Origin of the sequence: Nitratireductor sp. GISD-1A_MAKvit (assembly GCF_040819555.1) — a bacterium.
Classification (GTDB): Bacteria; Pseudomonadota; Alphaproteobacteria; order Rhizobiales; family Rhizobiaceae; genus Nitratireductor.
This window is the reverse complement of the sequence record NZ_CP161920.1, coordinates 2194975-2220950: the sequence shown is the minus strand read 5'-3', so window position 1 is coordinate 2220950 and position 25976 is coordinate 2194975. Positions and strand designations below refer to the sequence as shown.

General features: G+C 59.0%; 29 protein-coding genes, 1 tRNA gene and 2 pseudogenes. 1 reads left to right on the top strand and 31 read right to left on the bottom strand.

Annotated features, from left to right (window positions below; translation table 11 throughout):
- Nucleotides 1–59: 59 nt before the first annotated feature.
- The 22 genes from rplR to rpsL form a co-directional block, all read right to left on the bottom strand.
- Complete coding sequence (gene rplR, locus AB2N04_RS11855) at nt 60–419, bottom strand: 50S ribosomal protein L18 (RefSeq protein WP_113155276.1); 360 nt, start codon at nt 417–419, stop codon at nt 60–62.
- Between the two features lie 11 nt (nt 420–430).
- Nucleotides 431–964 carry a 50S ribosomal protein L6 gene (rplF, locus tag AB2N04_RS11850; protein WP_367714678.1) on the bottom strand — a complete coding sequence of 178 codons (534 nt, stop codon included), beginning with the start codon at nt 962–964 and terminating at the stop codon, nt 431–433.
- A gap of 38 nt (nt 965–1002) precedes the next feature.
- A complete protein-coding gene (rpsH, locus tag AB2N04_RS11845; RefSeq protein WP_367714677.1) occupies nt 1003–1401 on the bottom strand; it encodes a 30S ribosomal protein S8 in 399 nt (132 codons plus the stop codon).
- Between the two features lie 12 nt (nt 1402–1413).
- Complete coding sequence (rpsN, locus tag AB2N04_RS11840; protein ID WP_367714676.1) at nt 1414–1719, bottom strand: 30S ribosomal protein S14; 306 nt, start codon at nt 1717–1719, stop codon at nt 1414–1416.
- A gap of 27 nt (nt 1720–1746) precedes the next feature.
- On the bottom strand, nt 1747–2304 hold the full coding sequence (rplE, locus tag AB2N04_RS11835; protein ID WP_367714675.1) for a 50S ribosomal protein L5: 558 nt from the start codon (nt 2302–2304) through the stop codon (nt 1747–1749).
- Nucleotides 2297–2611 (bottom strand): 50S ribosomal protein L24, encoded by a 315-nt coding sequence (gene rplX, locus AB2N04_RS11830; protein ID WP_007009524.1) that lies wholly within the window; start codon nt 2609–2611, stop codon nt 2297–2299. The genes rplE and rplX overlap by 8 nt, the downstream gene beginning before the upstream one ends.
- A gap of 12 nt (nt 2612–2623) precedes the next feature.
- Nucleotides 2624–2992 carry a 50S ribosomal protein L14 gene (rplN, locus tag AB2N04_RS11825; protein ID WP_007009523.1) on the bottom strand — a complete coding sequence of 123 codons (369 nt, stop codon included), beginning with the start codon at nt 2990–2992 and terminating at the stop codon, nt 2624–2626.
- Between the two features lie 65 nt (nt 2993–3057).
- Complete coding sequence (gene rpsQ, locus AB2N04_RS11820; protein WP_367714674.1) at nt 3058–3300, bottom strand: 30S ribosomal protein S17; 243 nt, start codon at nt 3298–3300, stop codon at nt 3058–3060.
- An 11-nt stretch (nt 3301–3311) separates the two neighbouring features.
- Complete coding sequence (gene rpmC, locus AB2N04_RS11815; protein WP_367714673.1) at nt 3312–3512, bottom strand: 50S ribosomal protein L29; 201 nt, start codon at nt 3510–3512, stop codon at nt 3312–3314.
- 14 nt (nt 3513–3526) lie between these two features.
- Entirely contained in the window at nt 3527–3940 is a 414-nt protein-coding gene (rplP, locus tag AB2N04_RS11810) for a 50S ribosomal protein L16 (RefSeq protein WP_367714672.1), read from the bottom strand.
- A 20-nt stretch (nt 3941–3960) separates the two neighbouring features.
- Nucleotides 3961–4668, bottom strand: coding sequence for a 30S ribosomal protein S3 (gene rpsC, locus AB2N04_RS11805; RefSeq protein WP_223020757.1), 708 nt, complete (start codon nt 4666–4668; stop codon nt 3961–3963).
- The gene (gene rplV / locus AB2N04_RS11800) at nt 4668–5057 is read right to left on the bottom strand and encodes a 50S ribosomal protein L22 (RefSeq protein WP_007009518.1); all 390 of its coding nucleotides are present in this window, start codon (nt 5055–5057) and stop codon (nt 4668–4670) included. Before rplV ends, rpsC begins: the two co-directional genes overlap by 1 nt.
- A gap of 2 nt (nt 5058–5059) precedes the next feature.
- Nucleotides 5060–5338: a 30S ribosomal protein S19 gene (gene rpsS, locus AB2N04_RS11795; RefSeq protein WP_009452531.1), complete on the bottom strand. Its 279-nt coding sequence runs from the start codon at nt 5336–5338 to the stop codon at nt 5060–5062.
- Nucleotides 5339–5354: 16 nt separating this feature from the next.
- The gene (gene rplB, locus AB2N04_RS11790; RefSeq protein ID WP_367714671.1) at nt 5355–6191 is read right to left on the bottom strand and encodes a 50S ribosomal protein L2; all 837 of its coding nucleotides are present in this window, start codon (nt 6189–6191) and stop codon (nt 5355–5357) included.
- A 21-nt stretch (nt 6192–6212) separates the two neighbouring features.
- The gene (locus AB2N04_RS11785; RefSeq protein ID WP_367714670.1) at nt 6213–6506 is read right to left on the bottom strand and encodes a 50S ribosomal protein L23; all 294 of its coding nucleotides are present in this window, start codon (nt 6504–6506) and stop codon (nt 6213–6215) included.
- A complete protein-coding gene (rplD, locus tag AB2N04_RS11780; RefSeq protein WP_367714669.1) occupies nt 6503–7123 on the bottom strand; it encodes a 50S ribosomal protein L4 in 621 nt (206 codons plus the stop codon). The genes AB2N04_RS11785 and rplD overlap by 4 nt, the downstream gene beginning before the upstream one ends.
- On the bottom strand, nt 7123–7845 hold the full coding sequence (gene rplC / locus AB2N04_RS11775) for a 50S ribosomal protein L3 (protein ID WP_367714668.1): 723 nt from the start codon (nt 7843–7845) through the stop codon (nt 7123–7125). Before rplC ends, rplD begins: the two co-directional genes overlap by 1 nt.
- A gap of 83 nt (nt 7846–7928) precedes the next feature.
- The gene (rpsJ, locus tag AB2N04_RS11770) at nt 7929–8237 is read right to left on the bottom strand and encodes a 30S ribosomal protein S10 (RefSeq protein ID WP_007009511.1); all 309 of its coding nucleotides are present in this window, start codon (nt 8235–8237) and stop codon (nt 7929–7931) included.
- A 61-nt stretch (nt 8238–8298) separates the two neighbouring features.
- On the bottom strand, nt 8299–9474 hold the full coding sequence (gene tuf / locus AB2N04_RS11765; RefSeq protein WP_367714667.1) for an elongation factor Tu: 1176 nt from the start codon (nt 9472–9474) through the stop codon (nt 8299–8301).
- 75 nt (nt 9475–9549) lie between these two features.
- Nucleotides 9550–11640, bottom strand: a complete 2091-nt coding sequence (fusA, locus tag AB2N04_RS11760) for an elongation factor G (protein WP_367714666.1) — start codon at nt 11638–11640, stop codon at nt 9550–9552.
- A 27-nt stretch (nt 11641–11667) separates the two neighbouring features.
- Nucleotides 11668–12138: a 30S ribosomal protein S7 gene (rpsG, locus tag AB2N04_RS11755; protein WP_367714665.1), complete on the bottom strand. Its 471-nt coding sequence runs from the start codon at nt 12136–12138 to the stop codon at nt 11668–11670.
- Nucleotides 12139–12198: 60 nt separating this feature from the next.
- Nucleotides 12199–12570: a 30S ribosomal protein S12 gene (gene rpsL, locus AB2N04_RS11750; protein ID WP_009452848.1), complete on the bottom strand. Its 372-nt coding sequence runs from the start codon at nt 12568–12570 to the stop codon at nt 12199–12201.
- 467 nt (nt 12571–13037) lie between these two features.
- Here rpsL and AB2N04_RS11745 point away from each other — a divergent pair, with 467 nt between their 5' ends.
- Nucleotides 13038–13319 carry a transcriptional regulator gene (locus AB2N04_RS11745; protein ID WP_367714664.1) on the top strand — a complete coding sequence of 94 codons (282 nt, stop codon included), beginning with the start codon at nt 13038–13040 and terminating at the stop codon, nt 13317–13319.
- A 158-nt stretch (nt 13320–13477) separates the two neighbouring features.
- Here AB2N04_RS11745 and rpoC read toward each other — a convergent pair.
- The 9 genes and pseudogenes from rpoC to AB2N04_RS11700 form a co-directional block, all read right to left on the bottom strand.
- Nucleotides 13478–17678 (bottom strand): annotated as a pseudogene (gene rpoC, locus AB2N04_RS11740) (DNA-directed RNA polymerase subunit beta').
- 147 nt (nt 17679–17825) lie between these two features.
- A pseudogene (gene rpoB, locus AB2N04_RS11735) lies at nt 17826–21967 on the bottom strand (DNA-directed RNA polymerase subunit beta).
- Between the two features lie 179 nt (nt 21968–22146).
- Nucleotides 22147–22524 carry a 50S ribosomal protein L7/L12 gene (rplL, locus tag AB2N04_RS11730; protein ID WP_367714663.1) on the bottom strand — a complete coding sequence of 126 codons (378 nt, stop codon included), beginning with the start codon at nt 22522–22524 and terminating at the stop codon, nt 22147–22149.
- Nucleotides 22525–22575: 51 nt separating this feature from the next.
- Entirely contained in the window at nt 22576–23094 is a 519-nt protein-coding gene (gene rplJ, locus AB2N04_RS11725; protein ID WP_367714662.1) for a 50S ribosomal protein L10, read from the bottom strand.
- Nucleotides 23095–23436: 342 nt separating this feature from the next.
- A complete protein-coding gene (gene rplA / locus AB2N04_RS11720) occupies nt 23437–24141 on the bottom strand; it encodes a 50S ribosomal protein L1 (RefSeq protein WP_367714661.1) in 705 nt (234 codons plus the stop codon).
- A gap of 4 nt (nt 24142–24145) precedes the next feature.
- On the bottom strand, nt 24146–24574 hold the full coding sequence (gene rplK, locus AB2N04_RS11715; RefSeq protein ID WP_367714660.1) for a 50S ribosomal protein L11: 429 nt from the start codon (nt 24572–24574) through the stop codon (nt 24146–24148).
- A 134-nt stretch (nt 24575–24708) separates the two neighbouring features.
- A complete protein-coding gene (gene nusG / locus AB2N04_RS11710) occupies nt 24709–25236 on the bottom strand; it encodes a transcription termination/antitermination protein NusG (RefSeq protein WP_367714659.1) in 528 nt (175 codons plus the stop codon).
- A gap of 29 nt (nt 25237–25265) precedes the next feature.
- Nucleotides 25266–25469, bottom strand: a complete 204-nt coding sequence (secE, locus tag AB2N04_RS11705) for a preprotein translocase subunit SecE (protein ID WP_007010606.1) — start codon at nt 25467–25469, stop codon at nt 25266–25268.
- A 294-nt stretch (nt 25470–25763) separates the two neighbouring features.
- A tRNA-Trp gene (locus AB2N04_RS11700) sits at nt 25764–25839 on the bottom strand.
- Nucleotides 25840–25976 lie beyond the last annotated feature (137 nt).

The following is a 25976-nucleotide window of genomic DNA, read 5'->3' as shown; positions in this document are numbered from 1 at the left end:
CGGAAGCACGGGTTTGATAATGATAATCCGGGCGTTTCCAGAAGAAACGCCCGAACGATTTAGAACTTCAGACCACCTTCGCGGGCTGCATCAGCAAGAGCCTTGACGCGACCGTGGAAGAGGTAAGGACCGCGATCAAAGACCACTTCCTCAACACCTGCCTTCTTGGCGCGCTCTGCGACCAGCTTTCCAACGGCTGCTGCAGCCGAAGAATCTGCGCCGGTCTTGAGCTGACCCTTGAGATCCTTGTCGAGGGTCGAAGCTGCCGCGAGCGTGTGGCCCTTGGCGTCGTCGATAACCTGGACATAGATGTTCTTGGAGGAACGGTAGACCGAAAGACGGGGCTGGCCATTGGAGACCGCCTTGATCTTCCGGCGAACACGTCCCGCACGCCGCTTGACGGAGACTTTCGAGACCATGGTTCGGGTTCCTACTTCTTCTTGCCTTCTTTGCGAACGATGGTCTCGTCCGCATATTTGACGCCCTTGCCCTTGTAAGGCTCAGGCCCACGCTTCTTGCGAATCTCGGCCGCAACCTGTCCGACCACCTGCTTGTCGATGCCGGCGATGACGATTTCGGTCGGCTTTGGAACAGTGATCGTGATTCCTTCCGGAGCCTCGTAAATCACTTCGTGGCTATAGCCAAGCGAAAGCTGCAGTTTTTTTCCCTGCATCGCTGCGCGATAACCAACGCCATTGATCTCAAGACGCTTCTCGAAACCATCCTTGACGCCTGTCAGGATGTTCGAGATCTGCGTGCGCGTCATGCCCCATTTGGAGCGAGCGTCCTTGGACTGGTCGCGCGGATCTACAGCGACCGCGTCGTCTTCAAGCTTGACCAGAACTTCGTCGTTCACGACGAACTTCAGTTCGCCCTTAGGCCCCTTGGCCGTAACGGTCTGGCCCTCGATCTGAGCGGTGACACCCTGCGGCACCGGGACCGGCTTCTTGCCAATGCGAGACATTTGTCTGCCCTCGTTCTTTGCGTCTGCTATCTGCCGGATCAGAAGATCTGGCAGAGCACCTCGCCGCCCACATTCTGTTCACGAGCTTCGTGATCAGCCATTACGCCCTTGGGCGTGGAAAGGATGGCGATACCAAGCCCATTCGCAACCTGCGGAATGGATCTGACCGACACGTAAACCCGACGGCCCGGTTTGGAAACACGGGCGATCTCACGGATCACCGAGCCACCTTCGGCATACTTCAGCTCGATCTCGATCTCGGACTTGCCGTTATCGTAGTCGATCTGGCTATAATCACGGATATAGCCTTCAGACTTCAGAACATCGAGCACGCGTGCGCGAAGACGGGAAGCCGGCGTTGATACCTTCGGCTTGTTACGGCCAATGGCATTGCGGATGCGGGTCAGCATATCGCCGAGCGGATCATTAACGGACATCGTTTCTACCCCTTACCAGCTCGACTTAACCAGGCCCGGGATGAGCCCGTTATTGCCCAGTTCACGCAGCGCGATACGCGACATCTTCAATTTGCGATAATACGCACGCGGACGCCCGGTAACATCGCACCGGTTACGAATACGCGTCTTGGAGGAATTGCGTGGAAGAGCAGAAAGCTTGAGCTGCGCCTGGAAGCGCTCCTCGATCGGCTTCGACTGATCCTTGATGATCGCCTTGAGCGCTGCACGCTTGGCAGCATAGCGATCAACCAGCTTGCGCCGACGCTTGTTCTTTTCGACTGCGCTGACTTTTGCCATTTAAGTTGTCCTTCTTCTCGCCTGCCGTTACTGCCGGAACGGGAAGTTGAAGGCCTTGAGCAAGGCCCGCGCTTCGTCGTCGGTTTTTGCAGTCGTGCAGACGATGATGTCCATTCCCCAAATCTCATCGACCTGGTCGTAATTGATTTCAGGGAACACGATGTGCTCCTTGAGGCCCATGGCGAAGTTGCCGCGGCCATCGAAGCTTTTCGGATTGAGGCCGCGGAAGTCGCGAACGCGCGGCAGCGCGATCGTCACCAGCCGATCCAGAAATTCGTACATGCGGTCCTTGCGGAGCGTGACCTTGGTGCCAAGCGGCATGCCCTCACGCACCTTGAAGCCGGCGATCGACTTGGAGGCACGCGTGATGACCGGCTTCTGGCCCGAAATCCTGGCGAGATCATCCGCAGCCGAAGCTGGCTTCTTGGAATCGCCGGTGGCCTCGCCAACGCCCATGTTGATGACGATTTTCTCGATGCGCGGCACCTGCATCTCGTTCTCGTATTTGAAGGTTTCGAGGAGTTCCTTGCGGATCACCTCGTCATACTTCTTCTTCCAGCGCGGCTGGTACTGAGCATTAGCCATCGATCAATTCTCCAGAGCGCTTTGCCACGCGCACCTTCTTGCCATCTTCCTGGACCTTGAAGCCGACACGGGTCGGCTTGCCATCCTTCGGATCGGCCAGCGCAAGATTCGAAAGATGAATCGGCGCTTCCTTGGTAATGATGCCGCCCTCTGCCTGAGCGGACTGCTTCTGATGGCGGCGAACCAGGTTGACGCCGCGCACAAGCGCCTTGTCTTCCTTCGGCATCACCTTCACCACTTCGCCGGTACGGCCCTTGTCCTTGCCGGCCAGAACGACGACGTTGTCGCCTTTTTTAATCTTCTGCATATCCCCGGCCTCCTAGAGCACTTCCGGCGCGAGCGAAATGATCTTCATATGGTTCTTGGCGCGAAGTTCGCGCGGGACCGGTCCGAAGATACGCGTGCCGACAGGCTCTTTCTTGTTGTCGACCAGAACGGCTGCGTTCTTGTCGAAGCGGATGACGCTGCCGTCGGCGCGACGAATATCCTTCGCCGTACGCACAACAACTGCCTTCATCACATCGCCTTTCTTCACGCGGCCGCGCGGGATAGCCTCTTTAACGGACACGACAATGATGTCGCCCACAGAGGCATATTTCCGCTTCGAACCGCCAAGCACCTTGATGCACATGACACGACGTGCGCCGGAATTATCCGCCACATCGAGGTTTGTTTGCATCTGAATCATGACTGGCCGCCTTCTCGTTCAATGGAAAGCGGTCCAGATACTCCGCTTTCCGGCAATTTCAATACTTACTGCGCCTGAGCGTCCTTGAGGACGACCCAGTTCTTGTCCTTCGAAATCGGCGCGGTCTCCTGGATCATCACCTGATCACCAACCTTGCACGAATTCTCTTCATCGTGCGCCTTGTACTTCTTGGACATGCGCACCGTTTTCTTCATCATCGGATGGGTAAAGCGACGCTCGACACGGACGACAACAGTCTTGTCGTTCTTGTCGCTCACCACGGTGCCCTGCAAAACGCGCTTTGGCATATTCGCTGTCCTCAGGCCTTGCTAGCAGCCGACTTCTCGGCCGCGATTGTCTTAATGCGCGCGATATCCCTACGGATTTCTTTAACGCGTGCGGTTTTTTCGAGCTGACCAGTCGCTTTCTGAAAACGAAGGTTGAACTGCTCTTTCTTGAGTTTGACCAGCTCGTCGTTGAGCTGATCCGGCGTCATCGCCCTGACATCAACAGCCTTCATAGCGTCCGCCTTTCCTACTCTGCAATACGCTGCACGAAGCGCGTCTTGACCGGCAATTTCGCAGCACCCAGGCGCAACGCTTCACGCGCCACATCGGCACCAACGCCGTCAATCTCGAACATCACGCGGCCGGGCTTAACACGGCATGCCCAGTAATCGACAGAGCCCTTACCCTTACCCATGCGGACCTCGGTCGGCTTCGAGGTTACCGGAAGATCCGGGAAGATACGGATCCAGACGCGGCCCTGACGCTTCATGTAGCGGGTGATCGCACGGCGAGCCGCTTCGATCTGACGCGCGGTAACGCGTTCCGGTTCAAGAGCCTTCAGACCGAAGGATCCAAAGTTGAGTTCCGTGCCGCCCTTGGCAACGCCGTGGATACGGCCCTTGAACTGCTTGCGGAACTTTGTGCGCTTTGGTTGCAGCATCGTTCTCTACTCCAAAATTCCTAAGCGTTCTCGCGACGCCGGTTGCTGCTGCCGCCCTGATCACCTTCCGTGGCACGGCGCTCGGAAGCCATCGGGTCATGTTCGAGGATCTCGCCCTTGAACACCCAGACCTTCACGCCGCAGATGCCATAAGCGGTCTTTGCTTCAGCAGTGCCGTAATCGACATCGGCGCGCAGCGTGTGCAGCGGAACGCGGCCCTCGCGGTACCATTCCATCCGGGCGATCTCTGCACCGCCGAGACGGCCGGCACAGTTGATGCGGATACCTTCTGCGCCAAGACGCATGGCCGACTGAACGGCACGCTTCATGGCACGGCGGAAAGCCACACGACGCTCGAGCTGCTGTGCAATCGACTGTGCAATCAGCGTTGCGTCGATCTCGGGCTTGCGAACCTCAACGATATTGAGGTGGGTTTCGGCATTGGTCATCTGCGAAACCTTGCGGCGCAGCTTCTCAATGTCGGCGCCCTTCTTGCCGATGATCAGGCCAGGACGCGCCGAGTGAATGGTGACGCGGCACTTCTTGTGCGGACGCTCGATCACAACCTTGGAGATGGCAGCCTGCTTGAGCTCCTTCTCGATGTAGTTGCGGATCTTGAAATCCTCGTGAAGCAGATCGCCGTACTCACCATCGTTGGCGTACCAGCGGGAATCCCATGTGCGGTTGATACCGAGACGGAACCCGATCGGATTGATTTTCTGACCCATCAGGCGGCCTCCACTTTCTCTTCCACTTCGCGCACGACGATCGTCAGATGCGAGAACGGCTTCTCGATGCGGCTGGCGCGGCCACGACCACGCGCATGGAACCGCTTCATCACGATCGACTTGCCGACATGGGCTTCGGCCACGACCAGCGCATCCACGTCCAGATCGTGATTGTTTTCCGCATTAGCGATTGCCGATTCCAGCGTCTTCTTGACGGTCTCGGCGATCCGCTTGCGCGAGAACTCCAAGTCGGCGAGCGCGGTCGCCACCTTCTTGCCGCGGATCATCGCAGCAACAAGGTTAAGCTTCTGCGGGCTGACGCGGATCGTGCGCAATACGGCACGAGCCTCGTTGTCAGCAAGCCTGCGCGGCGCTTTGGCCTTGCCCATCGTTATTTCCTCTTTGCCTTCTTGTCCGCCCCATGGCCGTAATAGGTGCGGGTCGGAGCAAACTCACCAAACTTGTGACCGACCATCTCCTCGGAGACGGATACGGGAATGTGCTTCTGGCCGTTGTAAACACCAAAGGTCAAACCCACGAACTGGGGCAGGATGGTGGAGCGACGGCTCCACATCTTGATAACCTCGTTACGGCCGCTATCGCGCACCTTCTCGGCCTTCTTCAGGAGATAGCCGTCGACGAAGGGGCCTTTCCAGACTGAACGGGACACTTGCCGCTACCTTTCCTTAGCTCTTGCGCTTATGGCGCGAGCGCATGATGAATTTGTCGGTCGACTTGTTCGACCGGGTCTTCATGCCCTTGGTGGGTTTACCCCAGGGCGACACCGGATGACGTCCACCGGAGGTGCGGCCTTCACCACCACCATGGGGGTGATCGACCGGGTTCATGACAACGCCGCGGTTGTGCGGACGCTTGCCCATCCAGCGCTTGCGACCGGCTTTACCCAGGCTCACATTGCCGTGATCGGGGTTCGAAACGGCGCCAACCGTCGCAAAGCAACGACCCGAAACGAGACGCTGTTCACCAGAGTTAAGACGCAGGATCGCCATGCCCTGATCGCGACCAACGAGCTGTGCATAGCCGCCGGCCGAACGTGCGATCTGACCGCCCTTTTCGGGCTTCATCTCGACATTGTGCACGATCGTTCCGATCGGCATCGCAGCCAGAGGCATCGCATTGCCGGGCTTAACATCGACCGACTTCTCGCTGGAGATGATCTTGTCACCTGCAGCCAGACGCTGAGGCGCCAGGATGTAGGACAGTTCACCGTCCTCATACCGGACCAGCGCGATGAACGCAGTACGGTTGGGATCGTATTCGATGCGCTCGACTGTCGCCGAGACATCAAGCTTGCGACGCTTGAAATCGATCAGACGGTAGGTCCGCTTGTGACCACCACCCTGAAAGCGCGCCGTAATACGCCCCGTATTGTTGCGACCACCCTTGCCCGAAAGACCCTGGGTGAGCCCTTTCACGGGCTTGCCCTTGTGAAGGCCCGAGCGGTCGACGATGACCAGCTGACGCTGGCCTGGAGTTACCGGTTTATACTTCTTCAGTGCCATTGTCTCTTCCTCGCCGCCCGATTACAGGCCGGTCGCGATATCGATGGAATGACCTTCAGCCAGCGTGACGATCGCTTTCTTCACGTCGTTCTGGCGCCCAATCGTTCCGCGAAAACGCTTCACCTTGCCCTTGCGAACAAGCGTGTTGACGCCGGTCACCTTGACCCCGAACAGAGCCTCGACTGCTGCCTTGATTTCCGGCTTGGTCGCCTTGCGGTCCACGTTGAAGACCACCTGGTTGTTCTCTGACGCCATGGTCGATTTCTCGGTGATCGCCGGGCTGACGATCACGTCATAGTGGCGAAGCTCCGTCATTTGAAACGCTCCTCGAGGGCCTCGACGGCGGCCTTGGAAAGGACCAGCGTGCCGCGGCGCAGAATGTCGTACACATTGATGCCCTGCACCGGCAGAACGTCGATGTTGGCAATGTTTTGGGCTGCACGCTTGAAGCCGGTATCCACTTCCGTGCCACCGATAAGCAGCGCATTGCTCAGGCCAAGCTTGGCGAAGCTCTCAAGCAAAGTTTTGGTCTTGCCGTCGGCCAGGGTCAGATCGTCGATGACGATGAGGCTGGAATCCTTGGCCTTTGCGGACAGAGCGTGCTTGAGACCGAGCGCACGAACCTTCTTGGGAAGGTCATGGCTGTGATCGCGAACGACCGGGCCATGGGCGCGCCCACCACCGCGAAACTGCGGCACACGGGCGGAAGAGTGACGGGCGCGGCCCGTACCCTTCTGGCGGTACATCTTCGCACCGGTGCGCGAGATCTCCGAACGTCCCTTGGTCTTGTGCGTGCCCTGCTGCTTCTTGGCAAGCTGCCAGCGCACGACCCGGTGCAGGATATCTTCGCGCGGATCCAGTCCGAAAATCTCATCAGAGACCTTCAGCTTGCCGGCATCCTTGCCTGCGAGGGTGGTAATCTTAATGTCCATTATTCAGCCCCCTCGGTGGCGGCAGCCTGTTCAGCCTTTGCAGCGCCATTGGCACGAACGGCGGCGGGCATCGGCACATTGTCCGGAAGCGGAACCTTCACCGCATCACGCACGGTGATCCAGGCACCCTTGGAGCCGGGGACCGCACCGCGGACCAGGATGAGGCCGCGCTCGCTGTCGGTCGATACAACTTCAAGATTCTGGGTGGTCACGCGATGAGCACCCATGTGTCCGGCCATCTTCTTGCCCTTGAACACCTTGCCGGGGTCCTGGCGCTGACCGGTAGAGCCGTGCGAACGGTGCGAAACCGAGTTACCATGGGTCGCACGACCGCCACCAAAGTTGTGACGCTTCATGACACCCTGGAACCCTTTACCGATCGAGGTGCCCGTTACATCGACCTTCTGGCCGGGAACGAAATGCTCGACCGTGATCTCGGCGCCGACATCAAGAAGATTGTCGGGCGACACACGAAATTCGGCCACCTTGGCCTTGGGTTCGACGGAGGCTGTCGCGAAATGACCGCGAAGAGCCTTCGACGTGTTTTTCACTTTGGCCAGACCAACGCCAAGCTGAACAGCCGTGTAGCCGTTCTTCTCCTCGGTACGCTGCGCAACGACCTGACAGTTCTCCATGCGCAGAACCGTCACGGGAACATGCTCTCCCGCTTCGTTGTAGACGCGTGTCATACCGATTTTTTGTGCGATAACACCTGAACGCATCGGTTCGATTTCCTTTCGGGGTTCCCAGCCTCTCCCGAATAATCACGGGGAAAGCTCGGGTTCCTGACTTTTTGTCTTGCGCCCTAGAGCTTGATCTCGACATCCACGCCGGCAGCGAGGTCAAGCTTCATAAGCGCATCAACCGTCTGCGGCGTCGGGTCGACAATATCGAGCAGCCGCTTGTGGGTGCGCATCTCGAACTGCTCCCGGCTCTTCTTGTCGATGTGAGGAGACCGGTTCACAGTAAACTTCTCGATGCGCGTGGGCAGCGGCACAGGGCCGCGCACATTCGCGCCCGTGCGTTTCGCCGTCGACACGATTTCCCGCGTCGAGGCATCAAGAACGCGATGATCAAACGCCTTGAGGCGGATACGGATATTCTGTCCGTTCATGTGTCACTTCCTTGTTCCGCTGCGGCGCGGGAGACCGCGCCGCGCCGGAAGGTTCCCGTTCTTACTCAGTGATGGATGCGACGACGCCGGCACCAACGGTGCGGCCGCCTTCGCGGATAGCGAAGCGAAGCTTCTCTTCCATCGCGATCGGCACGATCAGCTCGACATCAACCGTCACATTGTCGCCAGGCATCACCATCTCGGTGCCTTCCGGCAGCGAAACCACGCCCGTCACGTCCGTCGTGCGGAAGTAGAACTGCGGACGGTAGTTCGTGAAGAACGGCGTATGACGGCCACCCTCTTCCTTCGTCAGGATGTAGGCTTCAGCCTTGAACTTCGTGTGCGGGGTAACAGAACCCGGCTTGCAAAGAACCTGGCCGCGCTCAACGCCTTCACGGTCAATACCGCGGATCAGAGCACCGATGTTGTCGCCAGCTTCACCCTGGTCGAGCAGCTTGCGGAACATCTCGACGCCGGTAACCGTCGTCTTCGTCGTGTCCTTGATGCCGACGATCTCGACTTCCTCGCCGACCTTGATGATGCCGCGCTCGACGCGACCCGTCACAACCGTACCGCGGCCCGAAATCGAGAAAACGTCCTCGATCGGCATCAGGAACGGCTGGTCAACCGGACGCTCGGGCGTCGGGATGTAGCTATCAACCTCGGCCATCAGCTTGCGGATCGCCTCTTCACCGATCTCCTTGTTGGAGTCTTCGAGAGCAGCAAGTGCCGAACCCTTGACGATCGGAATGTCGTCGCCGGGGAAGTCGTAGGACGAAAGAAGCTCGCGAACCTCAAGCTCGACCAGCTCGAGAAGCTCTTCATCATCCACCTGGTCGACCTTGTTGAGGAACACAACGATCGCAGGAACGCCAACCTGGCGGGCAAGAAGAATGTGCTCGCGGGTCTGGGGCATCGGGCCATCGGCAGCCGAGCAGACCAGGATCGCGCCGTCCATCTGGGCGGCACCCGTGATCATGTTCTTCACATAGTCGGCGTGACCGGGGCAATCAACGTGAGCATAGTGACGGTTCTCCGTCTCGTACTCCACATGCGCCGTCGAAATGGTGATGCCGCGAGCCTTCTCTTCAGGCGCGCCGTCAATCTGGTCATACGCGCGGAATTCACCGAAAAACTTCGTGATCGCTGCCGTCAATGACGTCTTGCCATGGTCAACGTGACCAATCGTGCCGATGTTCACATGCGGCTTCGTACGCTCAAATTTACCTTTGGCCATGTGAGCTCTCCATTCCTTCTGCCCGTCGGGGCTCTTTCAACTTCTGATAATCCGTACCGAATGTGCCGGGAGGGATTATGCGTATTTCTTCTGAATCTCCTGCGCCACAGCGCTGGGGACCGGATCGTAGTGATCAAACTGCATCGTGTACTGGGCCCGGCCCTGCGACATGGACCTCAGCGTATCGATGTATTTGAACATGTTGGCGAGCGGAACCATTGCATTGACCACAACGGCGTTGCCACGTGTTTCCTGGCCTTCGATCTGACCACGACGACCGGTAATGTCGCCAATGATGCTGCCGACATATTCTTCCGGCGTGACGACCTCGACCTTCATGATCGGCTCAAGAAGCTGTGCACCTGCCTTCTGGGCGCCTTCACGGAAAGCTGCGCGGGCAGCGATCTCGAAGGCGAGAACGGAGGAGTCAACGTCATGGTACGCACCGTCGATGAGCGTGGCCTTGACACCCAGCATCGGGAAGCCTGCAACCGGACCGGAGGAGAGAACGCTCTCGATGCCCTTCTGGACGCCGGGAATGTATTCCTTCGGAACCGAACCGCCGACAATCTTGGAGTCGAAGATGAAATCGTCCCCGTCGTCGTTCGGCGCAAAAACAATCTTCACGCGGGCAAACTGGCCGGAGCCGCCCGACTGCTTTTTGTGGGTGTAATCGATTTCGGTCTGGCGAGTGATCGATTCACGATATGCAACCTGCGGCGCACCGACATTGGCCTCTACCTTAAACTCGCGCTTAAGGCGATCAACGATGATGTCGAGATGCAGTTCACCCATGCCGGCGATGATCGTCTGCCCGGATTCCTCATCGGATTTGACGCGGAAAGAAGGATCCTCGGCGGCCAGACGATTAAGCGCGAGGCCCATCTTCTCCTGGTCAGCCTTGGTCTTGGGCTCGATCGCGATCTGAATGACCGGATCCGGGAATTCCATGCGTTCAAGAATGACCGGCTTCTGCGGATCGCAGAGCGTATCACCCGTGGTCGTTTCCTTGAGGCCTGCCAGGGCGACGATGTCACCGGCATGCGCAATTTCAAGATCCGAACGCGAGTTGGAGTGCATCTGCAGCATGCGACCGATGCGCTCACGCTTGTCCTTGACCGTGTTCGCAAGCGAAACGCCCTTGTTGAGCACACCCGAATAGATGCGGCAGAACGTCAGCGAACCCACAAACGGATCGTTCATGATCTTGAACGCCAGCATGGACAGCGGCTCGTCATCAGAAGACGCACGGGCGATTTCTTCCTCGGTCTTGGGATCGATACCCTTGATCGAAGGAACATCGAGCGGCGAAGGCAGGAAGTCGACAACAGCGTCGAGCAGCGGCTGAACACCCTTGTTCTTGAAGGCTGTGCCGCAAAGAACCGGGTGGAAGTTCACATTGACGGTGCCCTTGCGGATAAGCTGACGCAGCTCGTCATTCGAAGGCATTTCACCCTCGAGGTAACGCTCCATCGCACCTTCATCGATCTCGACAGCGGTCTCGATCATGAGCTCCCGGTACTCTTCGGCTTTCGCCTGCAGATCAGCCGGGATCTCAACGATGTCCCACTGAGCACCGAGCGACTCGTCACGCCAAACCAGCGCCTTCATCTCGATCAGGTCGACAACGCCCTTGAAGTCGTTTTCAGCGCCAATCGGAAGCTGAATGGCCAGCGGCGTCGCACCAAGACGGGACTTGATCATGTCGAGGCAGCGGTAGAAATCCGCGCCGATCTTGTCCATCTTGTTACAGAAGATCATGCGAGGCACATGATACTTGTCTGCCTGGCGCCAGACAGTCTCTGTCTGAGGCTCGACACCCGCATTGGAGTCCAGCAGAGCAACCGCACCATCAAGCACACGCAACGAACGCTCCACCTCGATGGTGAAGTCGACGTGTCCGGGCGTATCAATGATGTTGAAACGACGGGTTTTACCGTCACGGCCGGTCCACGACGTCGTGGTCGCGGCGGACGTGATCGTGATACCGCGCTCCTGCTCCTGCTCCATCCAGTCCATGGTTGAAGCGCCGTCATGCGTTTCGCCCATTTTGTGGTTTTTGCCGGTGTAGAAAAGAATGCGCTCGGTCGTCGTCGTCTTGCCGGCGTCGATATGCGCCATGATACCGAAATTGCGGTAGTCTTCGAGCTTATATTCGCGGGACATCGTCGTGTACCTCTTCGATCCGTAAGGCTACCAGCGGTAGTGCGAGAACGCGCGGTTGGCTTCCGCCATCTTGTGCGTGTCTTCGCGCTTTTTGACGGCGGTGCCGCGGTTGCTTGCAGCATCAAGCAGCTCACCCGAAAGACGATCGACCATCGTCGTTTCGTTGCGCTTGCGCGCAGCGGCGATCAACCAGCGAATGGCAAGCGCCTGACGACGCTCCGGACGAACATCGACCGGGACCTGATAGGTTGCACCACCAACACGACGAGAGCGAACCTCAACGTGCGGAGCAACGTTCTCAAGCGCCTGATGGAAAACACCCACCGGCTCCTGCTTCAGCTTGCCCTCAACCTGCTCGAAGGCACCGTAAACGATGCGCTCGGCAGCGGACTTCTTACCATCAAGCATGATGGCGTTCATGAACTTCGTAACAACCGTGTCACCGAATTTCGGATCGGGGTTGATCTCTCGCTTTTCTGCGCGATGGCGTCGGGACATGTTTTCCGTCTCTTACCTTCGATGGCCCGGCTCAAAAAGAAAGCGCCGAAGCCGGGAAACCTACTTCGGACGCTTGGCGCCGTACTTCGAACGACGCTGCTTGCGGTTCTTCACACCCTGCGTGTCCAGCACACCACGAATGATGTGATAACGAACACCCGGAAGGTCCTTCACGCGACCACCGCGGATCATAACCACGGAGTGCTCCTGAAGATTGTGCCCCTCACCAGGGATGTAGCCAATCACCTCGAAACCATTGGCGAGGCGGATCTTGGCCACCTTACGCATGGCCGAGTTCGGCTTTTTCGGCGTTGTCGTATAGACACGCGTACAAACACCCCGCTTCTGCGGGTTGGCCTGCATGGCCGGAACCTTATTGCGCTTAACCGGCGCTGTGCGCGGCTTGCGGATCAACTGGTTAACGGTAGGCATCAAACCTTCCCTTGTTACAATTCCGTGTCTCAAGCCCGAGGGCCGCATCGAGAACAGAATGCGCGTCATGCACAAAACCGGGCCGCGAAACCGCTTCAGCGGTCTTGCCCGGACAAACAGCAGAGGAAGCGTTTCCGCTTCATGCGCCGCAAATTCTGTCGCTCGCAAAAACGAACCCTGTTTGAGATCTGATCCGGGGCGCGTCGCCCCGAAAGAAAAAATCTCACATCGGCTCGGACAAGGCGGGTATTACTCGCATGTCGGTGAACCGTCAACCCCAGTGTTGCGATATTCTAAACACGGTCGACGATTAGCGCCCAGGAGACCGAAAAATGACCGGTTCTGCTCAAAAACGCGGGGCTGCGAGCGCCGAATTCGGTGAGATGACTGTCATTCCCCTCACCCGCATGCAAGAAGCAGTGTCCATATAAGACCGAAAAGCGCAAATGCAAGAATCAGGAATCACCATGAGCGAGATTGAACAACGTCCAGTTACCATCATCACCGGACGCGTCTGGAGGGAAAAGGGAGACCCGAGCGAAGGCGTCCATATCATGCTGCAGGCACCCGATGACGATACGGCCGTCAAGCTGGCCCTCGAAGCACTAGCACGGGAAGGCTATGCGGAAGCCGAACTTGATCAGATCGGCGACATGCAGGGCGAGCCCGACGAGGAACCACACCTCTCCGCGTGGCAGGGCGCACTTGAGGGTGAGATCGCGATCGTGACGTTCGAGGAACCCGCCTGATCGTAGCCCCTCGCACCGCGCGCGCCGAACACCCAACAAGTCCCCTTCCCTTTCGGCTATCGGTGCGTTCGCAAGAGCAGATCTTCGGATAGGGAGCAAAAACAAGGCCGGGCGCAAGCGCCCGGCCTTCTTTATTCTTGCATTGAAACGCCCTGGGATCAGTCGGCAGCGCTTGCCGTCATGTCCGCGATCATCGGATCGGCCGTCTCGGCACCAGAGCTTTTGCGACGTTCGTCGAGGATCAGATCGTCGCGCGAGCGCGCAATCCGACGAACCTGGCTCATCGCGCCGCCCGTACCGGCCGGAATGAGGCGGCCAACGATGACGTTCTCCTTCAGGCCCTGCAGCGTATCGACCTTGCCGGCAACCGCCGCCTCGGTAAGCACGCGGGTGGTCTCCTGGAAGGAGGCTGCCGAGATGAAAGACGGTGTCTGCAACGATGCCTTGGTGATGCCGAGGAGAACCGGCTGGCCTTCGGCAGGCTTCTTGCCCTCATCCACCAGACGCTCGTTGATCTCGTCGAACTCGACCGAGTCCACATGATCGCCTGGAATATAGGTCGAGTCGCCCTGCGCGGTGATCTCGATCTTCTGCAGCATCTGGCGAACGATCACCTCGATGTGCTTGTCGTTGATCAACACGCCCTGCAACCGGTAGACCTCCTGGATCTCGTTGACCAGGTAGGAGGCCAGAGCCTCCACACCCTTGATCGCCAGAATGTCGTGCGGTGCCGGGTTGCCATCGAGAATGAAGTCGCCCTTTTCGATCTGGTCGCCATCCTGAAGGTGGAACGGCTTGCCCTTGGGAATGAGGTATTCCGCGGGCTCCAGTGTCGAGTCATGCGGCTCGATGACGATGCGACGCTTGTTCTTGTAATCGCGTCCGAACCGGATCGTACCGTCAATTTCTGCGATGATGGCATGATCCTTCGGACGACGGGCCTCGAACAGTTCCGCCACGCGCGGCAGACCACCGGTAATGTCCTTGGTGCGCGCGCTCTCGGTCGGGATACGGGCAATCACGTCGCCCGGCTTGACCTTCGAGCCCGGCTCCACGGAGAGAACCGTTTCCACCGACAGCAGGAAACGCGCATCGCCACCACGGGCGAGCTTTGCCACCTTGCCCTTGGCGTCCAGAACCGTCATCGCCGGCTTCAGGTCCGAGCCGCGCGGGGTCGAGCGCCAGTCGATGACCTCACGCTTGGTGATGCCGGTGGATTCGTCGGCCGTTTCCTGAACCGACACGCCATCGACCAGATCCTCGAACGCAACGGTGCCTTCCACCTCGGTCAGCATCGGACGCGTATAGGGATCCCACTCGGCGATACGCTGGCCGCGCTTCACCTTGTCGCCCTCGTCGATGAACAGACGTGAACCGTAAGTCAGACGGTGACTTGCACGCTCCTCACCATTCTCATCGAGGATCAGAACCGCCATGTTGCGGCCCATCACGATGAGATCGCCTTCGGAGTTGCGCACGACATTGCGGTTGCGGACCTTGACCGTTCCTTCGAAGGACGCTTCCAGGAAGGACTGGTCAACCACCTGTGCGGTGCCGCCCATGTGGAAGGTACGCATGGTAAGCTGCGTGCCCGGTTCACCAATCGACTGGGCAGCAATGACGCCGACAGCCTCACCGATGTTGACCGGTGTGCCGCGCGCCAGGTCACGACCATAGCAGACCGCACAAACGCCGTTGCGCACGTCACAGGTGAGCGCCGAGCGAATGCGGACAGACTGAATGCCGGCCTTCTCGATCGCTTCCACGTCACGCTCGTCGATCAGACGACCGGCAGAGACGATCACTTCGTCGGTCGCCGGGTTGATGATGTCGTCAAGGGCGGTACGGCCCAACACGCGCTGCCCGATGGAGGCAACCACCTGGCCGGCATCCACGATCGGCTGCATGGTCAGGCCCTTGTCGGTGCCGCAATCGGGCACGGTGACGATGCAATCCTGCGCAACGTCAACCAGACGACGGGTCAGATAACCCGAGTTCGCCGTTTTCAGAGCCGTGTCGGCCAGACCCTTACGGGCACCGTGGGTGGAGTTGAAGTACTCCATCACGGTCAGGCCTTCCTTGAAGTTCGAGATGATCGGCGTCTCAATGATGGAGCCATCCGGACGGGCCATCAGGCCGCGCATGCCGGCAAGCTGGCGCATCTGCGCCGGCGAACCACGGGCACCGGAATGCGACATCATGTAAACCGAGTTCATCGGCTTCTGGCGACCGTCTTCGTTGAATTCAACCGCCTTGATGCGCTTCATCATCTCGTCGGCGACCTTTTCCGAGCATTTGGCCCAGGCGTCGACGACCTTGTTGTACTTCTCGCCCTGCGTGATCAGGCCGTCATTGTACTGCTGCTCATATTCCTTGGCGAGCGCCTCGGTCTCGGCCACCAGGTTTTCCTTGGTGTCCGGGATGACCATATCGTCCTTGCCAAAGGAAATGCCGGCGCGGCAGGCATGGCCAAAGCCAAGCTGCATGACGCGGTCACAGAAAATGACCGTCTCTTTCTGCCCGCAGTGACGATAGACCGTGTCGATCATCTTGGAGATGTTCTTCTTGGTCAGTTCCTGGTTACAAATGTCGAATGGCACATTGTGGTTCTTCGGCAGAAGTTCGCCGACGATCATGCGACCGGGCGTTGTCTCGTGAATTTCCGAAACAGGATTGCCTTCCGCATCAACCGTCTTGAACCGGCCCTTGATCTTGGTGTGCAGCGTAACGACCTTGTTCTCCAGCGCATGGTGCAATTCGCCCATGTCGGCAAAGACCATGCCCTCGCCCGGCTCGTTCTGGTTCATGATGGACAGGTAGTAGAGTCCGAGAACCATGTCCTGCGACGGCACGATGATCGGCGCGCCGGAAGCCGGGTGCAGGATGTTGTTGGTCGACATCATCAAGACGCGCGCTTCGAGCTGGGCTTCCAGCGAAAGCGGTACGTGAACGGCCATCTGGTCGCCGTCGAAGTCGGCGTTGAACGCGGTACAGACCAGCGGGTGAAGCTGGATCGCCTTGCCCTCGATCAGCACCGGCTCGAACGCCTGGATGCCCAGACGGTGCAGCGTCGGCGCGCGGTTCAGAAGAACCGGATGCTCGCGGATAACCTCGTCCAGGATATCCCAGACTTCCGGCTTTTCCTTCTCGACCAGCTTCTTTGCCTGCTTGACGGTGGACGAATAGCCCTTCGCGTCGAGCCGTGCGTAGATGAACGGCTTGAAGAGCTCGAGCGCCATCTTCTTGGGCAGGCCGCACTGGTGCAGCTTCAGCTCGGGACCCGTCACGATCACCGAACGACCAGAGTAGTCGACACGCTTGCCGAGCAGGTTCTGGCGGAAGCGGCCCTGCTTGCCCTTGAGCATGTCGGAAAGCGATTTCAGCGGACGCTTGTTGGCGCCGGTGATCACACGACCGCGGCGGCCATTGTCGAACAGCGCGTCGACGGCCTCCTGAAGCATGCGCTTCTCGTTGCGGATGATGATGCCCGGTGCACGCAGTTCGATGAGGCGCTTCAGGCGATTGTTGCGGTTGATCACGCGACGATAAAGGTCGTTGAGATCGGACGTCGCAAAGCGGGCCGCCGTCCAGCGGCACCAGCGGACGCAGATCCGGCGGAATGACCGGGACGATCTTCATGATCATCCATTCAGGGCGATTGCCGGACTCGAGGAAATTCTCGACCACCTTGAGGCGTTTCAGAAGCTTCTTCTGCTTCAGCTCGGATGTCGTGGATGCGAGCTCGGAACGCAGATCACCGGCGATCGTGTCGAGGTCCATCGATTCCAGAAGGTGATGGATCGCCTCGGCACCGATCATGGCGGTGAACTGGTCTTCACCATACTCGTCGACCGCGATCAGATACTCTTCTTCCGAGAGCAGCTGGTTTTCCTTGAGCGCCGTCAGCCCCGGCTCGGTCACGATGTAGTTCTCGAAATAGAGAACCCGCTCGATGTCCTTCAGGGTCATGTCGAGCAACGTGCCAATGCGCGAAGGCAGCGATTTCAGAAACCAGATGTGAGCGACGGGTGCGGCCAGCTCAATGTGGCCCATACGTTCGCGACGCACCCGCGACAGCGTGACTTCAACGCCGCACTTTTCGCAGATGACGCCCTTGTACTTCATGCGCTTGTACTTGCCGCAAAGGCACTCATAGTCCTTGATGGGACCGAAAATGCGTGCGCAGAAGAGACCGTCACGCTCGGGCTTGAACGTACGATAGTTGATGGTCTCGGGCTTTTTGATCTCGCCAAACGACCAGGACAGGATCTTCTCGGGGCTGGCCAGAGAAATCCTGATCGAGTCGAAGGTCTGTGCCGGCGCCTGAGGGTTGAAAAGATTCATGACCTCTTGGTTCATGCCGATCTCCTTTTCGGGACGCCTTGTCCCTTTTAAACTTCGGTGAAGACTGCCGCCGCGTGCCTCACTGGTTCAAATGCTTGGCCGCTATGCTGCCTTGCGAACGACGATGCGTGCCGCAGGCTTTCCTGCGACACGCGATAACGCTTATTCCGCCGCGTCGGGCAACTGCTCGGCCTCGGCCGGATCGATGCGGGAGTTTTCCAGCTCCACATTGAGGCCGAGAGAGCGCATTTCCTTGACGAGAACGTTGAAGCTCTCGGGAATGCCCGCCTCGAACGTGTCGTCGCCGCGCACGATGGCCTCATAGACCTTGGTACGGCCTGCCACGTCGTCCGACTTCACGGTCAGCATTTCCTGCAATGTGTAGGCCGCGCCGTAAGCTTCCAGCGCCCAGACCTCCATCTCACCGAAGCGCTGGCCACCAAACTGCGCCTTGCCACCCAGCGGCTGCTGGGTAACGAGCGAGTACGGTCCGATCGAACGGGCGTGGATCTTGTCGTCCACGAGGTGGTGCAGCTTCAGCATGTAGATGTAGCCGACGGTCACCTGACGGTCGAACGGTTCACCCGTGCGCCCATCGTAAAGCGTGACCTGCCCGCTGGTCTGCATGCCGGCCTGCTCCAGCATGGTGTTGACATCGGCCTCATGGGCGCCGTCGAACACCGGTGTGGCAATCGACACACCGCGCCGCATCTGTTCGCCCAGACGCACAACGCTCTCGTCGTCATACTGACGCACCGGCTCGTTGCGGTCATTGTCAGGAATGACCGCTTCGATCGTCTGGCGCAGCGGCTTGATGTCGCCGCTTTCCTTGTAGTTGTCGATCAGTTCGCCAATCTGCTGCCCCATGCCGGCACAGGCCCCAGCCCAGATGCGTCTCCAGGATCTGACCGACATTCATGCGGCTCGGCACGCCGAGCGGGTTGAGCACGATGTCCACATGCTGGCCATCTTCAAGGAACGGCATGTCTTCAACCGGAACGATGCGCGACACGACACCCTTGTTGCCGTGACGTCCGGCCATCTTGTCGCCGGGCTGCATCTTGCGCTTCACGGCAACAAAGACCTTGACCATCTTCATCACACCGGGGGGCATCTCGTCGCCGCGCTGCACCTTCTCGACCTTGTCCATGAAGCGCTGCTCAAGCGCTTTCTTGGACTCGTCATACTGGCCACGCATGGCTTCAAGCGATTCCTGGAGCTTCTCGTCCTCGACGGCAAACTGCCACCACTGCGAACGCGGATACTCGTCCAGAACCTCGGCTGAAAGGGTGGTCCCCTTCTTGAAGCCCTTCGGACCGGCGATGGCCGGCTTGCCCTCAAGCATCTCGGCAAGACGTGCATAGACGTTGCGGTCGAGAATGGACTGCTCGTCGTCGCGGTCCTTGGCGAGGCGTTCGATTTCCTCGCGCTCGATCGCCATCGCACGCTCGTCTTTCTCGACGCCATGACGGTTGAAGACGCGGACTTCAACGACCGTTCCATAGGTGCCGGGCGGCATCCGCATGGAGGTATCACGAACGTCCGAGGCCTTTTCACCAAAGATGGCGCGCAGGAGCTTTTCTTCCGGCGTCATCGGGCTCTCGCCCTTCGGCGTGATCTTGCCGACGAGGATGTCGCCCGGCTGCACCTCGGCACCGATATAGGTAATGCCGGCTTCGTCGAGGTTCTTCAGCGCCTCTTCCGAAACATTCGGAATGTCGCGCGTGATCTCTTCCGGCCCAAGCTTCGTGTCACGCGCCATCACCTCGAATTCCTCGATGTGAATGGAGGTGAAGACGTCATCGCGCACAATGCGCTCGGACAGAAGGATGGAGTCCTCGTAGTTGTAGCCATTCCAGGGCATGAAAGCGACGAGAACGTTGCGGCCAAGTGCCAGATCGCCCAGATCCGTCGACGGACCGTCGGCGATGATGTCGCCCTTGTTGACCCGGTCACCCACCCGCACCAGCGGACGCTGGTTGACGCAGGTGTTCTGGTTGGAACGCTGGAACTTCATCAGGCGGTAGATGTCGACACCCGAACGCGACGCGTCAACGTCTTCCGTTGCACGGATAACGATACGGGTCGCGTCCACCTGATCGACAACACCGGTCCGGCGGGCGGCGATTGCGGCGCCGGAATCACGCGCCACGATCGGCTCCATGCCGGTGCCGACAAACGGCGCTTCCGCACGCACCAGAGGCACGGCCCTGACGCTGCATGTTCGAACCCATCAGAGCGCGGTTGGCGTCATCGTTTTCGAGGAACGGAATGAGCGCTGCCGCAACAGACACGAGCTGTTTGGGCGAAACGTCCATCAGGTCGACGTTTTCGCGCGGCGCCATCATCACCTCGCCGGCGTGACGGCAGATGACGAACTCGTCGGTAAAGCCACCGTCCTCGCCGATGATGGCGTTGGCCTGGGCAACATAATGCTTGGCCTCTTCCATCGCGGACAGATAGACAACGTCCTGCGTCACCTTGCCGTCGACGACCTTGCGATACGGGCTCTCGATGAAACCGTATTTGTTGACGCGGGCGAAAGTCGCGAGCGAGTTGATCAGACCGATGTTCGGGCCTTCCGGCGTCTCAATCGGGCAGATACGGCCATAGTGGGTCGGGTGAACGTCGCGCACTTCGAAGCCAGCACGCTCACGTGTCAGACCGCCCGGTCCAAGTGCCGAAAGGCGACGCTTGTGGGTGATCTCGGAGAGCGGGTTGGTCTGGTCCATGAACTGCGAGAGCTGCGAGGAACCGAAGAACTCACGCACGGCGGCAGCCGCCGGCTTGGCGTTGATCAGGTCCTGCGGCATCACAGTGTCGATCTCGATCGAGGACATACGCTCCTTGATCGCGCGCTCCATGCGCAGAAGACCGACGCGGTACTGATTTTCCATCAGCTCGCCGACGGAACGCACACGACGGTTGCCGAGATTGTCGATGTCGTCAATCTCGCCCTTGCCGTCGCGCAGCTCGACCAGCGTCTTGACCACGGCAACGATGTCTTCCTTGCGCAGAACGCGCACGGTGTCTTCCGCATCCAGTTCCAGACGCATGTTCATCTTGACGCGGCCGACGGCCGACAGGTCGTAGCGCTCGGAATCGAAGAACAGCGAATGGAACATCGCCTCTGCCGTTTCAAGCGTCGGGGGCTCGCCCGGACGCATGACACGGTAGATGTCGAACAGCGCATCCTGGCGCGACTCGTTCTTGTCGGCAGCCAGCGTGTTGCGGATGTAGCCACCCACATTGACGTGGTCGATGTCGAGGAAATGCACCTCGGTCGCGCCCGTGTCGAGCAGAACCTTCAGCGTCTTCTCGTCAATCTCGTCACCGGCCTCGAGGAAGATCTCGCCCGTTTCCGGATTGACGATGTCTTCGGCAAGATAATTGCCCAGGAGATCCTCTTCTGTGGCCCGAATGGCCTTGAGACCTTTTTCGGCAAGCTGTTTGGCCTGACGGGCCGTAATCTTCTTGCCGGTCTCTACCACAACCTCGCCGCTGTCGGCATCGATAAGATCGGCAGTCGCCTTGAGCCCCTTGAAACGTTCAACCGTGAACGGGACACGCCAGTTTTCACCGTCGCGCTCATAGGTGAGCTGATCGTAGAAGGTGGACAGGATCTCTTCGGCATCCATGCCCAGCGCCATCAGAAGCGACGTCGCCGGCAGCTTGCGACGACGATCGATGCGCGCATGGACAATGTCCTTGGCATCGAACTCGATGTCGAGCCAGGAACCGCGATAGGGAATGACACGGGCGGCGAAGAGAAGCTTGCCCGACGAATGGGACTTGCCCTTGTCGTGGTCGAAGAACACGCCCGGAGAACGATGCATCTGCGAAACGATGACACGTTCGGTACCGTTGACGATGAAGGTGCCGTTGGACGTCATGAGCGGCATGTCGCCCATATAGACGTCCTGCTCCTTGATGTCCTTGATCGACTTGGCGCCGGTATCCTCATCGACATCAAACACGATCAGGCGAAGCGTCACCTTGAGCGGAGCCGCGTAGGTCAGATCGCGCTGCCGACACTCATCCACGTCAAACTTCGGATCCTCGAATTCGTATTTGACGAATTCGAGCATCGCCGTTCCGGCAAAGTCCGAAATCGGGAACACCGATTTAAACACTGCCTGCAGTCCTTCGTCAGAACGCCCGCCCTCGGGCTCCTCGACCATCAGGAACTGGTCATAGGATGCCTTCTGAACCTCGATAAGGTTCGGCATCTCCGCAACTTCCGGAATCTTTCCGAAAAATTTGCGTACCCGCCTGCGACCATTAAACGTTTGGGTCTCGGCCATCGTCGCTCCTTGCCCTGCCTGGCTTGCATGCACCACATGAACCGCCATCCCGGCGGTCAATCCAAACGGATAAAAACCCGTTTCCTGACGACCGCTTGCGGCCCACAGGAAATAGGTTTCGGTTCCACTTCAGTGTTCCGGTCCGCGCAGATCGAAATCCACGCGGACCGAACGCCGAATTACTTCAGCTCGATCTTGGCGCCTGCGCCTTCGAGCTGCTCCTTGATCTTCTCGGCTTCGTCCTTGGACACGCCTTCCTTGATCGCCTTGGGAGCGGACTCAACGAGGTCCTTGGCTTCCTTCAGGCCGAGACCCGTGATGCCGCGAACTTCCTTGATGACGTTGATCTTCTGAGCGCCTGCATCGGCGAGAACGACGTCGAACTCGGTCTTCTCTTCAGCAGCGTCGCCACCGGCAGCGCCACCGGCAGCGGCAGCAACAGCCACCGGAGCTGCGGCGGAAACGCCCCACTTCTCTTCAAGCATCTTGGAAAGCTCAGCCGCCTCGAGGACGGTCAGGCTCGACAGGTCTTCAACGATCTTAGCAAGATCAGCCATTGTAAAATTCCTTATAGGTTCGAACTGTGTTGTTGGTCTTGAGGACCGGCATCACGCCGCCTCGTCCTTCTTGGAATAGGCGCCAAAGACGCGTGCGAGCTGACCCGCGGGCGCGTTGACAACCTGTGCGATCCGGGTGGCCGGCGTCGAAATCATGCCGACCAGTTTCGCCCTGAGCTCGTCCAGCGACGGCAGCGAGGCAAGTGCCTTCACACCGTCGGCGTCGAGCGCGGTCTCACCCATGGCACCGCCAACAATGACAAGCTTGTCATTGGTCTTGGCAAAGTCATTGGCGACCTTGGGAGCGACAACCGGATCGTCCGAATAGGCAATCAGGGTCTGGCCTTCGAAAAGGGCCTGAATGCCTTCGGACGGAGTTCCCTGAAGGGCGATTTTGGCGAGACGGTTCTTCGCAACCCTGACGGTACCGCCCGCGCCGCGCATTTTTGAACGAAGCTCGTTCATCTGCGCCACGGTCAGACCGGCATAGTGGGCTACGACGACGGAACCGGTGTTGTTGAACACCTGGTTCAGATCCGCGACGAATTCGCGCTTTTCCGCTCTGTCCACTGCCTTCTCCATTTGACGGAAAGTCCCGAGAGACATATCCGCCGGTTTGCCTTTTGCCGCAGGGCATCCGCAAACTCGGATCACCCAAGCGACGCTCGAGGATCCTGTCCCCTTTCGCCGACCGGGAAACCCGGTATCGGACAAAAGGCCAACACGGTACGAACCTTCCACCGGAGCATTGCCCCGTTTTCCGGTCCCACCCGTCTCATGCAGACCCCTTGCGGGATTAAGGCGAACCGCCTGCAATCTCGGACAGGATGTTCCGGAAGTTTCCTTCCGGTTTCCGGCTCCGAAGACCCGGAAAGTCTGGGAAGGGTGCCGGAGCCCCCTCCCCGGTATTCATCAGGACGCAGCCGAAAGGCTGGCCACGTCAATGCGCAGGCCGGGGCCCATGGTCGAGGTGATGGCAACCTTTTTCAGGTAGTTGCCCTTGGCACCAGCCGGCTTTGCCTTGATCACGGCATCCGTGAAAGCGCGCACATTCTCGGCAATGGCCTTGGCATCAAAGGAAGCCTTGCCGACGCCTGCATGCACGATACCGGCCTTCTCGACGCGGAACTCGACAGCACCGCCCTTGGAAGCCTTGACCGCTGCGGTCACATCTGCCGTCACCGTACCGACCTTCGGGTTCGGCATCAGGCCACGGGGGCCCAGAACCTTACCGAGACGGCCAACGAGCGGCATCATGTCGGGTGTTGCGATACAGCGATCGAAATCGATCTCGCCCTTCTGAACGATCTCGACCAGATCCTCTGCACCGACGATATCCGCGCCGGCAGCCTTGGCTTCGTCAGCCTTGTCCCCCTTGGCGAAGACGGCAACGCGAACCGTACGGCCCGTGCCGTTGGGCAGATTGACCACACCACGCACCATCTGGTCTGCATGACGCGGATCCACACCCAGGTTCATCGCAACCTCGATGGTCTCGTCGAATTTCGCGGTCGCACGCTCTTTCAGCAGCGCAACAGCCTCGTCGAGAGCATATTCCTTGTCGCGATCAATGCCTTCGCGAGCCTTTGCAACGCGCTTGGAAAGTTTCGTCGCCATATCCTCAGCCCTCCACTTCCAGGCCCATGGAGCGGGCCGAACCTTCGACCATGCGCATGGCCGCGTCGACGTCCGTCGCGTTCAGGTCCTTCATCTTGGCTTCGGCGATCTCGCGAACCTTGTCGCGCGAAATCTTGCCGGCAACCACTTTGCCAGGCTCCTTGGAACCGGACTTCAGATTAATCGCCTTCTTGAGGAAATAGGTCACCGGCGGCGTCTTCATCGTGAAGGTAAAGGACTTGTCCTGGTAGTAGGTCACCACCACCGGGATCGGTGAGCCCTTTTCCATCTCCTGGGTCTGCGCATTGAATGCCTTGCAGAACTCCATGATGTTGATGCCGCGCTGACCAAGCGCAGGGCCGATCGGGGGCGACGGCGTCGCCGAACCCGCGGGAACCTGAAGCTTGAGCAGGCCTGCAACTTTCTTAGCCATATCTCATCTGCCTTGTCGTTCACACCAGCCATTCACAAACAGAACGGCCTGGCACTGCAGTTTGGTGGTCCGGAAACCAGCGACCGGCTAAGCCGCCTTCCCTTCCACCGACGAAGCCCCGAAGGGCGGGCCGGTCAGCCCTTTTCGACCTGACCGAATTCCAGATCGACGGGCACTGCCCGTCCAAAAATAGACACTTCGACCTTGAGGCGCGAACGCTCTTCGTCCACTTCCTGAACGAAACCGTTGAAGGAAGCGAAAGGACCATCCGACACGCGCACCTGCTCTCCGATCTCGAAGGTGACCGAAGGCTTGGGATGCTCCACGCCCTCCTGAACCTGAGTCAGAATGCGATCCGCTTCGGCCTGGGTGATCGGGACGGGCCTGGAGTCACCAAGGAACCCGGTGACTTTCGGCGTGTTCTTGATCATCGAGAACACGGCATCGGTGAGCTGCGCCTTCACAAGCACATAGCCGGGAAAAAACTTGCGCTCGGCATCGACCTTGCGACCGCGGCGCACTTCCACGACCTTCTCGGTGGGCACGACCACCTGCTCGACCTTGTCGGTCAACCCCTTCTGGCGCGCCTGCTCCTCAATGGATTCGGCAACCTTCTTCTCAAAATTCGAGTAGGCGTGGACGATGTACCAACGCGCAGTCATTTCAATCGCACTCCGTCAATCGTCCAGGATCAGGCGCCAATGCCAAGAATGAGCTCAATGCCGTAAGCCATCAGCTGATCGGCAGCGAAAAAGAAAATCGCCGCCAGCGTGGCAAACGCGATAACCATGACCGTTGAAATCAATGTCTCACGCCGCGAGGGCCACGTAACTTTGGCAGTCTCGGACCGAACCTGCTGTAGAAACGTGAAGGGATTCGTGGTTTTCGACGCCATTTGCCGCTCTTGGTTCTGAAGCCTGGCGAGCCAGGTTTGTTATTGTTCCCGGAAATCCGGGAGAGATGATGAAGCCGGGTTGCCCCGCTCCGATCAGGGAAGAAGCACGAAAACCGAATCGATTCTCATATTCCACCCATACGACAAAGGCGCGTAAAGCCGCTTTCCCGGCTCCACGCACCGCGTGTCTGTTCGCCCTACATAAAACCGAACAGCGATTCTTGCAAGCCCCCACGACTGAATGTGGCAACATGAAGCCGAAGCTGTAAGCGGTTCGGTGTCTGGCAGGTCTTATGGCAGGGGCAGAGGGGCTCGAACCCCCGACCTGCGGTTTTGGAGACCGCCGCTCTACCAACTGAGCTATACCCCTATCGGCGCCCTTATTGCCCAAACCTATTTGCAGTTCAAGAAGTAGTTTGGCCTGACGCGCCGAAAACCTCATTTTTTTCGCTGGTTTTGCAACGCGCAGCTACGGTTGGCACCGGTGCCGGGCGCATTTTCGAACAC

Excerpts from the sequence above, each read along its gene's own strand:
- rplR (WP_113155276.1), bottom strand. The coding sequence starts at position 419 with ATGGTCTCGAAAGTCTCCGTCAAGCGGCGTGCGGGACGTGTTCGCCGG.
- rplF (WP_367714678.1), bottom strand. The coding sequence starts at position 964 with ATGTCTCGCATTGGCAAGAAGCCGGTCCCGGTGCCGCAGGGTGTCACC.
- rpsH (WP_367714677.1), bottom strand. The coding sequence starts at position 1,401 with ATGTCCGTTAATGATCCGCTCGGCGATATGCTGACCCGCATCCGCAAT.
- rpsN (WP_367714676.1), bottom strand. The coding sequence starts at position 1,719 with ATGGCAAAAGTCAGCGCAGTCGAAAAGAACAAGCGTCGGCGCAAGCTG.
- rplE (WP_367714675.1), bottom strand. The coding sequence starts at position 2,304 with ATGGCTAATGCTCAGTACCAGCCGCGCTGGAAGAAGAAGTATGACGAG.
- rplX (WP_007009524.1), bottom strand. The coding sequence starts at position 2,611 with ATGCAGAAGATTAAAAAAGGCGACAACGTCGTCGTTCTGGCCGGCAAG.
- rplN (WP_007009523.1), bottom strand. The coding sequence starts at position 2,992 with ATGATTCAGATGCAAACAAACCTCGATGTGGCGGATAATTCCGGCGCA.
- rpsQ (WP_367714674.1), bottom strand. The coding sequence starts at position 3,300 with ATGCCAAAGCGCGTTTTGCAGGGCACCGTGGTGAGCGACAAGAACGAC.
- rpmC (WP_367714673.1), bottom strand. The coding sequence starts at position 3,512 with ATGAAGGCTGTTGATGTCAGGGCGATGACGCCGGATCAGCTCAACGAC.
- rplP (WP_367714672.1), bottom strand. The coding sequence starts at position 3,940 with ATGCTGCAACCAAAGCGCACAAAGTTCCGCAAGCAGTTCAAGGGCCGT.
- rpsC (WP_223020757.1), bottom strand. The coding sequence starts at position 4,668 with ATGGGTCAGAAAATCAATCCGATCGGGTTCCGTCTCGGTATCAACCGC.
- rplV (WP_007009518.1), bottom strand. The coding sequence starts at position 5,057 with ATGGGCAAGGCCAAAGCGCCGCGCAGGCTTGCTGACAACGAGGCTCGT.
- rplB (WP_367714671.1), bottom strand. The coding sequence starts at position 6,191 with ATGGCACTGAAGAAGTATAAACCGGTAACTCCAGGCCAGCGTCAGCTG.
- AB2N04_RS11785 (WP_367714670.1), bottom strand. The coding sequence starts at position 6,506 with ATGACGGAGCTTCGCCACTATGACGTGATCGTCAGCCCGGCGATCACC.
- rplD (WP_367714669.1), bottom strand. The coding sequence starts at position 7,123 with ATGGACATTAAGATTACCACCCTCGCAGGCAAGGATGCCGGCAAGCTG.
- rplC (WP_367714668.1), bottom strand. The coding sequence starts at position 7,845 with ATGCGTTCAGGTGTTATCGCACAAAAAATCGGTATGACACGCGTCTAC.
- rpsJ (WP_007009511.1), bottom strand. The coding sequence starts at position 8,237 with ATGAACGGACAGAATATCCGTATCCGCCTCAAGGCGTTTGATCATCGC.
- tuf (WP_367714667.1), bottom strand. The coding sequence starts at position 9,474 with ATGGCCAAAGGTAAATTTGAGCGTACGAAGCCGCATGTGAACATCGGC.
- fusA (WP_367714666.1), bottom strand. The coding sequence starts at position 11,640 with ATGTCCCGCGAATATAAGCTCGAAGACTACCGCAATTTCGGTATCATG.
- rpsG (WP_367714665.1), bottom strand. The coding sequence starts at position 12,138 with ATGTCCCGACGCCATCGCGCAGAAAAGCGAGAGATCAACCCCGATCCG.
- rpsL (WP_009452848.1), bottom strand. The coding sequence starts at position 12,570 with ATGCCTACCGTTAACCAGTTGATCCGCAAGCCGCGCACAGCGCCGGTT.
- AB2N04_RS11745 (WP_367714664.1), top strand. The coding sequence starts at position 13,038 with ATGAGCGAGATTGAACAACGTCCAGTTACCATCATCACCGGACGCGTC.
- rplL (WP_367714663.1), bottom strand. The coding sequence starts at position 22,524 with ATGGCTGATCTTGCTAAGATCGTTGAAGACCTGTCGAGCCTGACCGTC.
- rplA (WP_367714661.1), bottom strand. The coding sequence starts at position 24,141 with ATGGCGACGAAACTTTCCAAGCGCGTTGCAAAGGCTCGCGAAGGCATT.
- rplK (WP_367714660.1), bottom strand. The coding sequence starts at position 24,574 with ATGGCTAAGAAAGTTGCAGGCCTGCTCAAGCTTCAGGTTCCCGCGGGT.
- nusG (WP_367714659.1), bottom strand. The coding sequence starts at position 25,236 with ATGACTGCGCGTTGGTACATCGTCCACGCCTACTCGAATTTTGAGAAG.
- secE (WP_007010606.1), bottom strand. The coding sequence starts at position 25,469 with ATGGCGTCGAAAACCACGAATCCCTTCACGTTTCTACAGCAGGTTCGG.